We start from the raw sequence: 13632 nt of genomic DNA, 5'->3' as shown, positions 1-13632 counted from the left end.
CACAGGGGCGCGCCGGGGTGTGACAAGTTGCGCCCATCTCACTCAAGGTTCGACTTGACGATCGAGACTTGCATGGCACTATTGAGTGACAGTCACTCAACTTAGCGGTCGGGGCTCTCGCACCGGCTGTCTCATGGAGGTCAAGCAGCTATGGCACGTGCGGTCGGCATCGACCTCGGAACCACCAACTCGGTGGTCAGTGTCCTGGAGGGCGGCGAGCCCAGCGTCATCGCCAACGCCGAAGGTGCGCGCACGACGCCGTCCATCGTCGCGTTCGCCCGTAACGGTGAGGTGCTGGTGGGCGAGGTCGCCAAGCGCCAGGCGGTCACCAACCCGGACCGGACCATCCGCTCCGTGAAGCGCGAGATGGGCACCAACTGGGCCATCGACATCGACAGCAAGAAGTACACCCCGCAGGAGATCTCCGCGCGGGTGCTCATGAAGCTCAAGCGCGACGCCGAAGCCTACCTCGGCGAGCAGATCACCGACGCGGTCATCACCGTGCCGGCATATTTCAACGACTCGCAGCGCACCGCCACGAAGGAGGCCGGCGAGATCGCCGGGTTCAACGTGCTGCGCATCGTCAACGAGCCGACCGCGGCCGCCCTGGCCTATGGCCTCGACAAGGGCCCGAAGGAGCAGACCGTCCTGGTCTTCGACCTCGGCGGTGGCACGTTCGACGTGTCGGTCCTGGAGCTCGCCGAGGGCGTCGTCGAGGTCAAGTCGACCTCCGGTGACAACCACCTCGGTGGCGACGACTGGGACGAGCGGGTCATCGACCACCTGGTGAAGACGTTCCGCGGCCAGCACGGCATCGACCTGTCCGCCGACAAGATGGCGATGCAGCGTCTGCGCGAGGCCTCCGAGAAGGCCAAGATCGAGCTGTCCGCCGCCACCACCACCTCGATCAACCTGCCCTACATCACCGCCGGCCCCGACGGCCCGCTGCACCTGGACACCCAGCTGTCGCGCGCCGAGTTCCAGCGGATGACGCAGGACCTGCTCGACCGCACCAAGGTGCCGTTCGAGAACGCGATCCGCGACGCCGGCATCAAGGTCGGCCAGCTCGACCACGTCATCCTCGTCGGCGGCTCGACCCGTATGCCCGCGGTGACCGAGCTGGTCAAGCAGCTCACCGGCAAGGACCCCAACAAGGGCGTCAACCCGGACGAGGTCGTCGCCGTCGGCGCCGCCCTGCAGGCCGGCGTCCTCAAGGGCGAGGTCAAGGACGTCCTGCTGCTCGATGTCACCCCGCTGTCGCTGGGCATCGAGACCAAGGGCGGCATCATGCACAAGCTGGTCGAGCGCAACACGACCATCCCGACCAAGCGCTCCGAGGTCTACACCACCGCCGACGACAACCAGCCGTCGGTGCTCATCCAGGTCTTCCAGGGTGAGCGGGAGATGGCGGCCTACAACAAGCGCCTCGGCACCTTCGAGCTGACCGGCCTGCCGCCGGCGCCGCGTGGCGTGCCGCAGATCGAGGTCACCTTCGACATCGACGCCAACGGCATCGTGCACGTGTCCGCCAAGGACCTCGGCACGGGCAAGGAGCAGTCGATGACGATCACCGGCGGCTCGGCGCTGCCGAAGGACGACATCGAGCGGATGATGCGCGACGCGCAGGAGCACGCCGACGACGACAAGCGTCGCCGCGAGGAGGCCGAGACCCGCAACCTGGCCGAGGCCCTGCAGTGGCAGACCGAGAAGTTCCTCGCCGAGTCCGGTGACAAGATCCCGGCCGACGCCCGCGACCAGATGAACGAGGCGCTGGGCGACCTGCGCAGCGCGCTGGGCGGCAACGACACCGAGCGGATCAAGGCGGCGCACGAGAAGCTGGCGCAGGTCTCGCAGCAGGCCGGCAGCGCGCTCTACGAGCAGCAGCGGCAGCAGAGCGCCGGCGGCGACGCCCCCGGTGCCGGGTTCGGCGGCGGCGACTCGGCCGGCGCGCAGGCCGGCACCGCCGGAAACGGCCCGGATGACGTCGTCGACGCCGAGATCATCGACGAGGGCGACAAGAAGTGACCGACGAAGCCCGCGCCGCCGGTCCGGAAGGGCCGGCGGAGCGCGTTGTGATCAAGGACAAGCGGAAGGTATCGGCCAACAGCGAGCCGGCCGAAACACCCGACGCCGGACACACCGCGGAGGAGGCACACGTGGAGGTCGAGGAGACCGAGACCGTAGCCGAACAGGCCGGGCCAGACGCCGGAGAGGCCGACGAGGCGCTGGTCGAGGGCGAGATCGTGGACGAGACGTTCACGGTGCACGCGCCGCCGGTCAGCGAGCCGGGCGAGGCCGCCGCGCAGGGCACCACGGACGACGCGCACCAGCACGGCCTCGGCGCCGAGCTGGCCGCGCTGCGCACCGACCTCGACGAGCGCACCCGTGACCTGCAGCGAGTCACCGCCGAGTACGCCAACTACCGCAAGCGGGTCGACCGCGACCGGGCGTTGGTGGTCGAGCAGGCCACCGGCAACGTGCTCGGCGCGCTGCTGCCCGTGCTCGACGACCTGGACCGGGCCCGCGACCACGGCGACCTGGTCGGGCCGTTCGGCGCGGTGGCGGAGCAGCTGACGGCGGCGCTGACGAAGTTCGGGCTGACCGTCTTCGGGTCGAAGGGCGATCCGTTCGACCCGACCCGTCACGAGGCGGTGGCCCACCTGACCTCGGCCGAGGTGAGCGAGCCGACCTGCATCGACGTGATGCGGCGCGGCTACCTCCTCGGCGAGCGGCTGCTGCGACCGGCCCTGGTCGCCGTTGCCGACCCGGAGTAAGAGACGCCTGGAGGAGGTGGCGCAATGAGTTCGAAGGACTGGTTGGAGAAGGATTTCTACGCGGTTCTGGGCGTCACCAAATCCGCTTCCACCGACGACATCAAGAAGGCGTACCGCAAGCTCGCGCGCGAGCTGCACCCCGACCGCAACCCCAACAACGCGGCGGCCGAGGAGCGGTTCAAGGCGGTGTCGGAGGCATATGACGTGCTCGCCGACCCGGGCCGGCGCAAGGAGTACGACGAGATGCGGTCGCTCTTCAGCGCGGGCGCGTTCCGGCGCAACGCCCGGGCCGGCAGCCACGGCCCGGGCGGACCCGGCTTCGACTTCTCCGACCTGTTCGCCAATGGCGCGCAGGGCGGCGCGGGCGGCCCCGGCGCCGGTGTCGGTGGCGACCGCCGCTTCGGCGGTGCGGGTTTCTCTGACCTGTTCAGCTCGATCTTCTCCGGTGGCGGCGGACCCGGCGCGCCCGGTGGGACGCCCGGCCGCCGCGGCCGCGGGCGCGACGTCGAGACCGAGGTGGTCCTCAACTTCGCCGACGCGGTCCAGGGCGCGACGCTGCCGATCACGCTGCGCACGCCCGGCACCTGCGAGACCTGCCACGGCAACGGCGCGGCCCCCGGCTCCATGCCGCGGACCTGCCCCAACTGCCGCGGCCAGGGTGTCGTCAGCAGCAACCAGGGCTCGTTCAGCTTCACCGAGCCGTGCCGCGAGTGCCAGGGCGTGGGCACGATCGTCGACGAGAAGTGCCCGGAGTGCGTGGGCAGCGGCGGCGTGACCAAGACCCGCACGATCAACGTGCGCATCCCTCCGGGGGTCGCCGAGGGCCAGCGGATCCGCCTGAGCGGGCGCGGCGAGCCGGGCACGCGTGGCGGCGCGGCCGGCGACCTGTACGTGTTGATCAGGGTGCGTCCCGACTCGGTCTTCGGCCGGACCGGCGACGATCTGACCCTGACGGTGCCGGTGACCTTCGCGGAGGCGGCGCTCGGCGCCGACCTGCGGGTGCCGACCCTCGACGCGGCCGTGACGCTGCGGGTGCCCCCGGGCACCCCGAGCGGGCGGACGCTGCGGGTGCGCGGCAAGGGGGTCGCCCGGCGCGACGGGAAGGTCGGTGACCTGCTCGTCACGATCGATGTCCATGTGCCGGCGGAGCTGAGCGAGGCCGCCCGGCAGGCACTGTCCGACTACGCGGCCGCGGCGCCGCCGGCTCCGAGGGAGCGGCTCGACGCGATCGCACGGGAGCGCAGCAGCTATGAACGATGACGATGACGAGCGCGCGGTCTTCATCGGCTTCGAGGCGGTCTCCGACGCCAAGGTGCTGATCATCTCGATCGCTGCCCGGCAGGCCGGCATGCACCCGCAGACCCTGCGGCAGTATGACCGCATGGGGCTGGTGCAGCCCGGCCGCACCTCCGGCGGCGGCCGCCGTTACAGCGAGCGCGACGTGGCGCTGCTGCGCGAGGTGCAGCGGCTCAGCCAGGAGGAAGGCGTCAACCTCGCCGGGATCAAGCGGATCATCGAGCTCGAAGGTCTCGTCGGCGACCTGCGCCAGCGGGTGGCCGAACTGGAGGACGAGCTGATCCGCACCCGGACCAGGCTGGCGCAGATGGAGGCGACCGGCTTCCCGCGGCGCGACCTGGTGCCGACCAACCAGCACCCGACGGCGCTGGTGGTGTGGCGGCCGTCGCAGAAATAGCGGGTTTGCCATTCCGCGCCGCAGGGCATCAGGTGCGCAGGGAATGGTGTGGTCATCCGGAGGGCTGACCGGATGCTCGCAGGGTGTGGTCAATGAAAGGGCGCCGTCGCTGACGGCGCCCTTTCAGCTGATCCTGCGGGGTGCGCGGGTCAGGCCGCCCTCGCACCAGTCGTGATACTCGAACAGCTCCGGCCGGGCCAGCAGCATCCGGGCGTTGTGCGCCCAGGTGGCCAGCAGCTCGTCGCCCTGCCCCTCGGCCTGCTCGACGAACTTGCGGAGCCGCCGCTTCGGGTGGGCACGAAAGTGTGTGCGGATCCCGTCGGCGGCGTAGATGTACAGGCAGTGCAGTGCGAACCGGCGGGCCGGACAGGCCGGGTCCATCGCCAGGTCGAACAGCGTGCCGATCAGCCGGTCGCCGGCGACCAGGAGGTCCCAGTCCGGCGGCATCGTCTGCAGTACCGATGCGTCGGGGTGGTAGGCCCATGCACGCAGCTCTGCTGGAGTAGGGTCGACCGGGTTGGCAAAGCCCCGGAATCCCGCTTGTTGCACGCTCACCGTCAGCTCCCGTGGCCAGCGGGTATGTGATCGCCAGAGGTCCTGGAGTCGGCGCCAACTTAGCCCGCCACCTGGCGACTGCGGAAGAGCCGAAGGGATCGGTTACTCTCCGGATACAGCCATACGAGTGACTTTGGGGTGAAAAGTCCCCCGGGTTCAGGGCTATATCAATGGATCTCACCTGGGTCTACAGTGTCGTCGTGAGCACGGACCATCGCGACATGCGTATCTCCGACGCGGAGCGCGAGCGGGTGGTGGCCCAGCTGAACACGGCCGTGTCCGAGGGCCGGCTCACCCTCGCGGAGTTCGAGGAGCGCGTCGACGGCGTCCTGCGCTCCCGCACGTTCGGCGAGGTCGAGCCGTATGTGAGCGACCTTCCCATGCAGCAGGTGACCGCGCCCAAGTTCGTCGAGATCCGCAACCGGTCGTCGGCGCTGAAGCGGCAGGGCCGTTGGACGGTCCCCCGCCTGCTGTCGATCTCGACCCGGTCCGGATCAGTGAAGATCGACTTCACCGAGGCGATCTTCAGTGCCGCCGCCGTGGACGTCGCGCTCGACGCGCAGTCCAGCTCGGTCGAGCTCATCCTGCCCGCCGGCGCCACCGCCGACCTCGACAGCATCGACGCCGACGCGAGCAACGTGCGGTCGAGCGTCGTGCCGTCCGGGCCGGGCATCGCGTTCCGCATCAGCGGCCAGGTCAAGCGCAGCAGCGTCAAGGTGCGGCACCAGCGGAGGTTCCTGCGGTGGCGGTGGTGAAGCCGGTGGTGTCGGCGAAGCGTCGCGCGCTCGCCGCCGCCGCCCTGGCCGTCACGCTGACCATGACGCTGACCGCCGGTTCCTGCAGCCCCGGCGACCAGCCGGTCGACGACCCCGCGCCGGACGTGTCCTACCAGGAGGAGGCGCCGGCCCCGGCCGGCACGGAGGACCCGCACAACCGGCAGTCGGTGGTCCAGGTGCCGAAGGGCACCTCGCCGCGCGCGGTCGAGTTCGCCGACGCCGACACCGGGTATGCCCTGTTCAGTACGTGCGTCAACGGGCAGGCATGCCAGGTCGGCCTGGTCGTCACGCTCGACGGCGGGCAGTCGTGGGTGCCCCGCAAGGTGCCCTTCGACGACGCCACCGAGGTCGAGATGCGCCTCGGCCGGGGCAACGTGCTGCTGCTGCGCACGGCGCCCGGCGGCTGGTACATCTCCAAGGACACCGGCCGCACGTTCAAGCAGTACCCGCTCAACCCACCGCCGCCGGAGCTCAACCTCACCGAGCCACGCTTCAGCGTCGGCTGCCTCGACGGCACGGTCGACTGCGCGGCGCGCCAGCCGATGGAGATCACCGACGACGGCAAGCGCGTGGCGCTGCCCGGCCAGCCGGCGGGCAACCAGCGCTTCACGAGCCTGGTCGCGCAGGCGGACGGCAAGCTGTGGCTGACCGCGCAGGCCGTCGAGACCTCCAGCAGCGCCCCGCCGATGATCACGGTCAGCGTCTGGAGCAGCGTCGACCACGGCCGCACCTGGCACGCGGAGGGCGCGGCCAGGCTGCCGCAGCAGAGCGGCGTGGAGCCACACGTGGTGGTGGCCCCCGACGGCTCCGACGTGTGGCTCGCCGGCAACCAGTTCGCGGCTCGCCGCGGTGCCGGCGGGACCTGGGACGAGGCGACCGCGATGCGTGAGGTCGCCGAGGTGTACAGCGCGGAGGTGCTGCCCGGCGGCCTGCTGCTGATCGCCAGCGGTCAGGGCGTCTGGACGGTGGACAGCGAACGGCGCACCCGTGACCAGGGCGGCCGGCTGGTCTTCCGGCTGCGGCGGCTGTCGGAGACCATGATCCTCGGCTATCCCGCGCAGCGGTCGGGTGAGGTGTGGCTGTGCGAGGTGAAAGACAAGAATTGTGATTGGTCGCGGATCGCTGTCGCTGCACGATAAGACTTGAGTGGAATAGACTCAACCTCGGGAGCGTCGTACCTGGTGCACAGGTACGGAACAGAACGAGGAGCCGATGAACGCCGAACGCCTGACCACCAAGAGTCGCGAGGTCATCAAGGCCGCCGTTGACGCTGCGAGCCAGCGCGGACACGCGACCGTCGAACCATGGCACCTGCTGCTGGCGCTGCTGGACACGGGCGGCTCGACCGCCGCGAGCCTGCTGCGCGCCGTGGGCGCCAACCCCGCCGAGATCCGCCGCGCGGCGCTGCACGCCGTCGACCGGCTGCCCAGCGCCAAAGGCTCCAGCGTGATCGAGCCCAATGTCGCCCGCGAGTTCGCCAACGCGATCGCCGCCGCCGAGCAGATCGCCCGCCCGCTCGGCGACGAATACACCTCGACCGAGCACCTGCTGGCCGGCCTGGCCCGCGTCGGCGGTGCGGTCGCCGCCCGGCTCAAGGACTCCGGGGCCACCGAGCAGACCCTGGTCGCCGCGTTCCCGCAGGTCCGCGGCGGCGACCGGCGCGTCACGACCGCCGACCCGGAGCAGACCTACCAGGCCCTGGAGAAGTACGGCGTCGACCTGACCCAGGCCGCCCGCGACGGCAAGATCGACCCGGTCATCGGCCGGGACTCCGAGATCCGCCGGGTGATCCAGGTGCTGTCCCGCCGCACCAAGAACAACCCCGTGCTGATCGGCGAGCCGGGCGTCGGCAAGACCGCGATCGTCGAGGGCCTGGCCCAGCGGATCGTGGCCGGCGACGTGCCCGAGTCGCTGCGCGACAAGCGCCTGGTCAGCCTCGACCTGGCGGCCATGGTCGCCGGCGCGCAGTACCGCGGCCAGTTCGAGGAGCGCCTCAAGTCCGTCCTGGAGGAGATCAAGGGCTCCGACGGGCAGGTCATCACGTTCCTCGACGAGCTGCACACGATCGTCGGCGCCGGCAAGGGCGAGGGCTCGATGGACGCCGGCAACATGCTGAAGCCGATGCTGGCCCGCGGCGAGCTGCGGATGGTCGGCGCGACCACCCTGGACGAATACCGCGAGCACATCGAGAAGGACCCTGCGCTGGAGCGCCGGTTCCAGCCGGTCGTGGTCGGCGAGCCGTCGATCGAGGACACCATCGGCATCCTGCGCGGGCTCAAGGAACGCTACGAGGTGCACCACGGCGTGCGGATCACCGATGCGGCCCTGGTCGCGGCGGCCACGCTCTCCGACCGGTACATCAGCGACCGCTTCCTTCCGGACAAGGCGATCGACCTGGTCGACGAGTCCGCGTCACGGCTGCGCATGGAGATCGACTCCCGGCCCGTCGAGGTGGACGAGGTCGAGCGGACCGTGCGGCGGCTGGAGATCGAGGAGATGGCGCTGGCCAAGGAGCCCGACGCCGCCTCCGCGGAGCGGCTGGAGCGGCTGCGCGCCGAGCTGGCCGACCGCCGCGAGCACCTGACCGCGCTGACCGATCGCTGGCAGAACGAGAAGCAGCACATCTCCGCTGTCTCGTCGATCAAGGAGCAGCTGGAGCAGCTGCGCGGCGAGGCCGACCGGGCCGAGCGCGACCTCGACCTCGCGAAGGCCTCGGAGCTGCGGTACGGGCGGATCCGCGACCTCGAGCAGGAGCTGCGCACCGCGGAGGTCGAGCTCGAGGAGCTGCAGTCCGCCGGCTCGATGCTGAAGGAGGAGGTCTCCGCCGACGACATCGCGGCGGTGGTCGCCTCGTGGACCGGCATCCCCGCCGGCCGGCTTTTGGAGGGCGAGACCGCCAAGCTGCTGCGGATGGAGGAGTCGCTGCGCAGCCGGGTCATCGGCCAGGAGGCCGCGGTGCAGGCCGTCTCCGACGCGGTGCGCCGCGCCCGCGCCGGGATCGCCGACCCCGACCGCCCCACGGGCAGCTTCCTGTTCCTGGGCCCGACCGGTGTCGGCAAGACCGAGCTGGCGAAGGCGCTCGCGGAGTTCCTTTTCGACGACGAGCGCGCCATCGTCCGCATCGACATGAGCGAGTACGGCGAGAAGCACACGGTCGCCCGGCTCGTCGGCGCGCCGCCCGGATACGTGGGCTACGAGGAGGGCGGCCAGCTCACCGAGGCGGTCCGCCGTCGGCCTTATTCGGTGGTGCTGCTCGACGAGGTCGAGAAGGCGCACCCGGACGTGTTCGACGTGCTGCTGGCGGTGCTCGACGACGGCCGGCTCACCGACGGACAGGGCCGCACGGTCGACTTCCGCAACGCGATCCTCATCCTGACCTCCAACCTCGGCTCCGAGGTGCTTGCCGACGACCCGACGCTGACGACGGAGCAGCGGCGCGACGCCGTGATCGCCGCCGTCCGGCAGCACTTCAAGCCGGAGTTCGTCAACCGGCTCGACGACATGGTCGTGTTCGACGCGCTCTCGCCCGCCGACCTGCGCGCGATCGTCGACATCCAGCTGCAGTCCCTCGGCCGGCGGCTGGCCGACCGGCGGCTGACGCTCGACGTCACCGACGCGGCACGTGACTGGCTCGCCAGTCTGGGGTATGACTCGGTGTATGGCGCCCGACCGCTGCGGCGCCTGGTCCAGACGTCCATCGGCGACCAGCTCGCCAAGGCGCTGCTGGCCGGCACGATCCGCGACGGCGACCGCGTCGTCGTGGACCTGGCGGACGACAAGAAGGCGCTCGCTGTCAGCGCCGGATGAGGACGTGGGCGATGCTGTGGAAGAGGAACGGCGCGTTCGACGACGAGCTGCGCCTGCTCGCCGAGGCCGACACGCTGGCGTTCGGCGGGGTCGGCTTCGCCGGCACGCTCCTGCCCGCCACCAAGGCGTATTTTGCGGTCGAGGAGGGTCTCCGCCAGCACGGCGCCAAGCTGCGGCCCAAGCTGGAGGCGCTCCTCGACCGCGCCACGCCCGCCGGCCGGCTGTACGCGGCGGAGCTGCTGACCCGCCTCGACGCGGCGGCCGGCAGGGCCGCGTGGGAGCGCCTGGCGAGGCAGGACGGCGAGGTCACCACGTTCACCGGCTGCATGATGGACAGCACCACGCTGACCCGGTACTCGCAAGATCGCCTCAACACCTGAGCCCATGACCTGCGCCAGCCGCCCGATATCGATACGGTTGATCCTCAAGGTTTCCTGGGAGGAGATCCGATGGCATTCGCCGTCCCAGCGTCTGGGGAGCAGCGAGCCCGACCGTCCACCGTCAACCTGGCCGTCTACCTGCTCTACGCGGCGGCCGGTATCGAACTGATCAACACGATCCTGTCGCTCGTCTATGCCGGCGCGCTCGCCGACGGCATGGAGAAGGCCAACGCCGGTATCCCGAACCAGAACGCGGGCATCGGCGCGGGCACCAGCAGCGCCGTCTCAGCCATCTTCGGAATCCTGATCATCGTCGTGCTGGTCCTGCTCGCCGTCTTCATCGGCAAGGGCAAGCAGATCGCCAGAATCCTCACGTGGGTGTTCGGCGGTATCGTCGCGTGCTGCTCGCTCGGAGGGTTCGCGTTCACCCTTGCCGGCGAGACCCTCTGGGAGCAGGCACGCAAGCAGGAGCCGAACCGGCCGACCTGGGACCGCTACAACGAGCTGCTCTACTCCGAGGTGCCGGGCTGGTTCCAGCCGGTGACCACGGTGCTCGGCATCCTGCTGATCCTGGCGATCCTGGCGGTCATCGTGCTGCTGGCACTGCCGGCGTCGCACCCGTACTTCCGCAAGGTCGAGCCGCAGTGGGAGCCGCCGGTGCCCGGCGCGGGCGGCGACCCCGGCTACCCGGGTGGCTACCCGCCGCCCGCCGACGGCCCGCCGCACCAGCCGCCGCCGGCCGACGGCCCGCCGCACCAGCCGCCGCCGGCTCCGTAGCGGCGGCACTGTGAGCACGTGAAGGCCCCGGGAAACCGGGGCCTTCGTCCGTCTCCGGCTAGATTGGCGCGCATGACGCAACGGCCCGTCGCTCTCATCACCGGCGCCACCGCGGGCATCGGCGCCGCGTTCGCCCGCGAGCTCGCCAAAACCCACGACCTGGTGCTGGTGGCCCGCGACAAGGCCCGCCTCGAGGCCATGGCCGCCGAGACGACGGCCGCTAGGACGACGGCCGCCGGGACGACGGCCGCCGGGACGGGCGGCGCTGAGGTGCTGGCCGCGGACCTGTCGACGCCCGAGGGCTGCGACCTGGTCGCGGCTCGGATCACCGCCGCGGACCGCCCCGTGGACCTGCTGGTCAACAACGCCGGGATGAGCCTCAACACGCCGTTCCCGCGCTCCAGCGTCGAGCGGGAGGAGCTGCTGCTGCGCCTCAACGTCAACGCGGTCATGCGGCTCACGCTCGCCGCGCTGCCCGGGATGACGGCCCGCGGCCGGGGCGACATCATCAACGTCTCCTCGGTGTCCGGGTTCGCCGCGATGATGCCCGGCTCCACGTACCCGGCGACCAAGGCCTGGGTCACCAACTTCAGCGAGTCGACCGGCCAGCTGGTGCGTGCCGACGGGGTCCGCGTGATGGCGCTCTGCCCGGGATTCACCCGGACCGAATTCCACCAGCGGGCCGGCATCGAGACGGCCAAGACACCGTCGTGGCTGTGGCTGGACGCCGGCAGCGTGGTCCGCGACGCGCTGCGGGACCTGAGGAAGGGCAAGCTGGTCAGCGTGCCCAGCTGGAAGTACAAGATGGTCGTCTTCGGGGTGCGGCACGCGCCGCAGGCACTGATGCGGCGCGTCGCCCGCGGCACGAGGAGCCGCATCGGCCGCGGTGACCATTGAGTGTGGCCAGCATCGAGCATGATTGACGTCACGATGCGGCCGAACGGTCGGATTTGCGCGGCGAAGGGCTGAGTCCCGGGGACAAGCCCGCCTCAGCAATGGTGTTCGCGCAGGTCAGGGCCAATGTGACAGGTGCCGGCGAGGGGTACGAACCGGTGAAACCAACGCGAATCCCCCTCACGTGCGGTTCGTTGACCCCTGTCACCGTCACCCCTCGCGTCACTCGTGGTGATCGCTGCGATCACCTTCGTATTCCTCCTCGTCCACTTGACGGCCCTAAATTTCTGCGAGAGTGCGGGTCATCGATTCGCCGGGCAGATTTAGCGCGTACGCTTTCGGTCATGACCGACCGTGACGACCTGCTGAAACTCGTGCTCGACCTGGCTGTGGTCCGAGGCAAGGTGACGCTGTCGTCGGGACAAGTAGCTGACTGGTACGTGGACCTCCGTCGCTTGACGCTGCACCATGCTGGTGCGCCGCTCGTCGGCCGGGTGCTGCTCGATCTGGTCGCCGACTGGGATTTCGACGCTGTGGGAGGGCTGACCCTCGGCGCTGATCCGGTGGCCACCGCGATGCTGCATGCGGCTGCCGCGCGGGGGGCGGAACGCAAGCTCGATGCGTTCGTCGTCCGGAAGAGTGACAAGGCTCACGGTCTGCAGCGCCGGGTCGAAGGACCCGACGTGGCGGGCCGGCGGGTGCTGGCGGTCGAGGACACCTCCACGACTGGGGGAAGCGTCCTCACTGCAGTAGAGGCGTTGCGCGAGGCCGGCGCTGAAGTCGTCGGCGTCGCGGTTATCGTCGACCGTGGGGCGGAAAAGGCGGTCCGCGCCGCGGGGCTGAGCTATCGCTCAGCATTTTCGTTGGCCGACCTCGGCCAATAGGGCTGAAAAATTGTCGATTCGGACCTGCGTATATGCAGGCGGGTCGATGGTGTTGGTGGAAGGATGGAATACGTGGGAACTGCGCTGGCTGAGATGACCCTGCCCCAGATCTCGCCACTTGCTGGCGAGCCGATTGACCGCGCCGATGCCGAGCGTCTTGCCGGCGTCCTGAAGGCACTTGCCGACCCTGCCCGACTCCGGCTCCTGAGCCTGATCCAGTCGGCACCGGACGGCGAGGCGTGTGTGTGTGACCTGACGGCCCCGCTCGGGCTCTCGCAGCCCACGGTGAGCCACCACCTGCGAATCCTGACCGAGGCCGGTCTCCTGGAGCGCGAGAAGCGGGGTGTCTGGGCGTTCTACCGCCTGGTGCCCGCCGCTATCGGCACCATCGCCGACCTTCTGACGCCGCCGCGCAAGCGCGCGACCAAGAAGGCACCTCGGTAGGTTGCTCCACCGGCCCGGCGACCTGCGCGACCAGCTTGCCCTCCTGGGGCGGGCGGTCGTGCGGTCAGGGCTCGTCGTGGGCTCGGGCGGCAACCTGTCCGCCCGGGCGCCCGGCTCCGACGAGTGCTGGGTGACGGCTGCCGGCACCTGGCTCGACGGACTGTCACAAGACTCGTTTGTTCGGGTCCGAATCAGCGATGGCGCGGCGCTTGACAAGACCGCCGCGCCATCATCTGAGCTTGGCCTCCATCTGGCGACCTACCGCGTCCGACCCGACGCGAACGCGATCGTGCACCTCCACCCGCAGACGGTGCTGCTGCTCGACGCGATCGGCGAGCCGATCCGGCTCGTCACCACCGACCATGCCTTCTACCTGCGGCAGGTCGTGACCACCCCGTTCAGCCCGCCCGGCGACCCCCGGGTCGGTGAGCTGGCCGCGGCCGCGTGCGCGGGCGGCGTCAACTGCGTGGTCCTCTCCCATCACGGTTGCTCGGTGATCGCCGATTCGGTCGAGCTGGCCCACAAGCGCGCCCTCTACCTGGAGGAAGCCGCGCAGCTGACTTGCCGAGCGTTAACCCTGGGTCGCACCCCGCAGCCGGTGCCGACCGACTGGCTGAACCTTCCCTCAGCAACCGCCTGACCTGCGCC

14 protein-coding genes are annotated in these 13632 nt (G+C 70.3%); 13 read left to right on the top strand and 1 reads right to left on the bottom strand.

Features of this window, described 5'->3' with window-relative positions; all coding sequences use genetic code 11:
* Positions 1–150 precede the first annotated feature (150 nt).
* Genes dnaK through ACFY3L_RS31625 form a run of 4 tightly spaced genes read left to right on the top strand, consistent with a single transcriptional unit; the run spans position 151 to position 4467 of the window.
* Positions 151–2025 carry a molecular chaperone DnaK gene (dnaK, locus tag ACFY3L_RS31640; RefSeq protein ID WP_389332173.1) on the top strand — a complete coding sequence of 625 codons (1875 nt, stop codon included), beginning with the start codon at positions 151–153 and terminating at the stop codon, positions 2023–2025.
* Positions 2022–2774: a nucleotide exchange factor GrpE gene (grpE, locus tag ACFY3L_RS31635; RefSeq protein ID WP_389332170.1), complete on the top strand. Its 753-nt coding sequence runs from the start codon at positions 2022–2024 to the stop codon at positions 2772–2774. Before dnaK ends, grpE begins: the two co-directional genes overlap by 4 nt.
* 24 nt (positions 2775–2798) lie before the next feature.
* Positions 2799–4034, top strand: coding sequence for a molecular chaperone DnaJ (gene dnaJ / locus ACFY3L_RS31630; protein WP_389332167.1), 1236 nt, complete (start codon positions 2799–2801; stop codon positions 4032–4034).
* Positions 4024–4467, top strand: coding sequence for a heat shock protein transcriptional repressor HspR (locus ACFY3L_RS31625; protein ID WP_389332164.1), 444 nt, complete (start codon positions 4024–4026; stop codon positions 4465–4467). Before dnaJ ends, ACFY3L_RS31625 begins: the two co-directional genes overlap by 11 nt.
* Before the next feature lie 123 nt (positions 4468–4590).
* Here the strand turns inward: ACFY3L_RS31625 and ACFY3L_RS31620 are convergent, their stop codons facing one another.
* Positions 4591–5022 carry a hypothetical protein gene (locus ACFY3L_RS31620; RefSeq protein ID WP_389332161.1) on the bottom strand — a complete coding sequence of 144 codons (432 nt, stop codon included), beginning with the start codon at positions 5020–5022 and terminating at the stop codon, positions 4591–4593.
* Positions 5023–5222: 200 nt separating this feature from the next.
* Between ACFY3L_RS31620 and ACFY3L_RS31615 the strand changes: the two genes are divergently transcribed.
* The 9 genes from ACFY3L_RS31615 to ACFY3L_RS31575 all read left to right on the top strand — a co-directional run bounded on the left by ACFY3L_RS31615 (position 5223) and on the right by ACFY3L_RS31575 (position 13624).
* Positions 5223–5777 carry a DUF1707 domain-containing protein gene (locus ACFY3L_RS31615; protein WP_389332158.1) on the top strand — a complete coding sequence of 185 codons (555 nt, stop codon included), beginning with the start codon at positions 5223–5225 and terminating at the stop codon, positions 5775–5777.
* Positions 5765–6937 carry a hypothetical protein gene (locus tag ACFY3L_RS31610; RefSeq protein ID WP_389332155.1) on the top strand — a complete coding sequence of 391 codons (1173 nt, stop codon included), beginning with the start codon at positions 5765–5767 and terminating at the stop codon, positions 6935–6937. The genes ACFY3L_RS31615 and ACFY3L_RS31610 overlap by 13 nt, the downstream gene beginning before the upstream one ends.
* 73 nt (positions 6938–7010) lie before the next feature.
* Positions 7011–9605, top strand: coding sequence for an ATP-dependent chaperone ClpB (gene clpB / locus ACFY3L_RS31605; RefSeq protein ID WP_389332152.1), 2595 nt, complete (start codon positions 7011–7013; stop codon positions 9603–9605).
* Between the two features lie 11 nt (positions 9606–9616).
* Complete coding sequence (locus ACFY3L_RS31600; protein ID WP_389332149.1) at positions 9617–9985, top strand: hypothetical protein; 369 nt, start codon at positions 9617–9619, stop codon at positions 9983–9985.
* A 69-nt stretch (positions 9986–10054) separates the two neighbouring features.
* The gene (locus ACFY3L_RS31595) at positions 10055–10762 is read left to right on the top strand and encodes a hypothetical protein (protein ID WP_389332146.1); all 708 of its coding nucleotides are present in this window, start codon (positions 10055–10057) and stop codon (positions 10760–10762) included.
* Between the two features lie 72 nt (positions 10763–10834).
* Complete coding sequence (locus tag ACFY3L_RS31590) at positions 10835–11659, top strand: SDR family NAD(P)-dependent oxidoreductase (protein WP_389332143.1); 825 nt, start codon at positions 10835–10837, stop codon at positions 11657–11659.
* A gap of 341 nt (positions 11660–12000) precedes the next feature.
* The gene (gene pyrE / locus ACFY3L_RS31585) at positions 12001–12540 is read left to right on the top strand and encodes an orotate phosphoribosyltransferase (protein ID WP_389332140.1); all 540 of its coding nucleotides are present in this window, start codon (positions 12001–12003) and stop codon (positions 12538–12540) included.
* A 63-nt stretch (positions 12541–12603) separates the two neighbouring features.
* Positions 12604–12984 carry a helix-turn-helix transcriptional regulator gene (locus tag ACFY3L_RS31580; protein WP_203848243.1) on the top strand — a complete coding sequence of 127 codons (381 nt, stop codon included), beginning with the start codon at positions 12604–12606 and terminating at the stop codon, positions 12982–12984.
* A gap of 1 nt (position 12985) precedes the next feature.
* The gene (locus tag ACFY3L_RS31575) at positions 12986–13624 is read left to right on the top strand and encodes a class II aldolase/adducin family protein (protein ID WP_389332137.1); all 639 of its coding nucleotides are present in this window, start codon (positions 12986–12988) and stop codon (positions 13622–13624) included.
* Positions 13625–13632 lie beyond the last annotated feature (8 nt).

Source organism: Dactylosporangium sp. NPDC000521, assembly GCF_042898305.1.
In the GTDB taxonomy this organism is placed as follows: domain Bacteria; phylum Actinomycetota; class Actinomycetes; order Mycobacteriales; family Micromonosporaceae; genus Dactylosporangium.
Note: the sequence above shows the minus strand (reverse complement) of the source record. Positions and strands in the feature narration are given on the sequence as shown.

Coding starts and splice junctions, on each gene's coding strand:
- dnaK (WP_389332173.1), top strand. CDS start 151: ATGGCACGTGCGGTCGGCATCGACCTCGGAACCACCAACTCGGTGGTC.
- dnaJ (WP_389332167.1), top strand. CDS start 2,799: ATGAGTTCGAAGGACTGGTTGGAGAAGGATTTCTACGCGGTTCTGGGC.
- ACFY3L_RS31625 (WP_389332164.1), top strand. CDS start 4,024: ATGAACGATGACGATGACGAGCGCGCGGTCTTCATCGGCTTCGAGGCG.
- clpB (WP_389332152.1), top strand. CDS start 7,011: ATGAACGCCGAACGCCTGACCACCAAGAGTCGCGAGGTCATCAAGGCC.
- ACFY3L_RS31600 (WP_389332149.1), top strand. CDS start 9,617: ATGCTGTGGAAGAGGAACGGCGCGTTCGACGACGAGCTGCGCCTGCTC.
- ACFY3L_RS31595 (WP_389332146.1), top strand. CDS start 10,055: ATGGCATTCGCCGTCCCAGCGTCTGGGGAGCAGCGAGCCCGACCGTCC.
- ACFY3L_RS31590 (WP_389332143.1), top strand. CDS start 10,835: ATGACGCAACGGCCCGTCGCTCTCATCACCGGCGCCACCGCGGGCATC.
- pyrE (WP_389332140.1), top strand. CDS start 12,001: ATGACCGACCGTGACGACCTGCTGAAACTCGTGCTCGACCTGGCTGTG.
- ACFY3L_RS31580 (WP_203848243.1), top strand. CDS start 12,604: ATGGAATACGTGGGAACTGCGCTGGCTGAGATGACCCTGCCCCAGATC.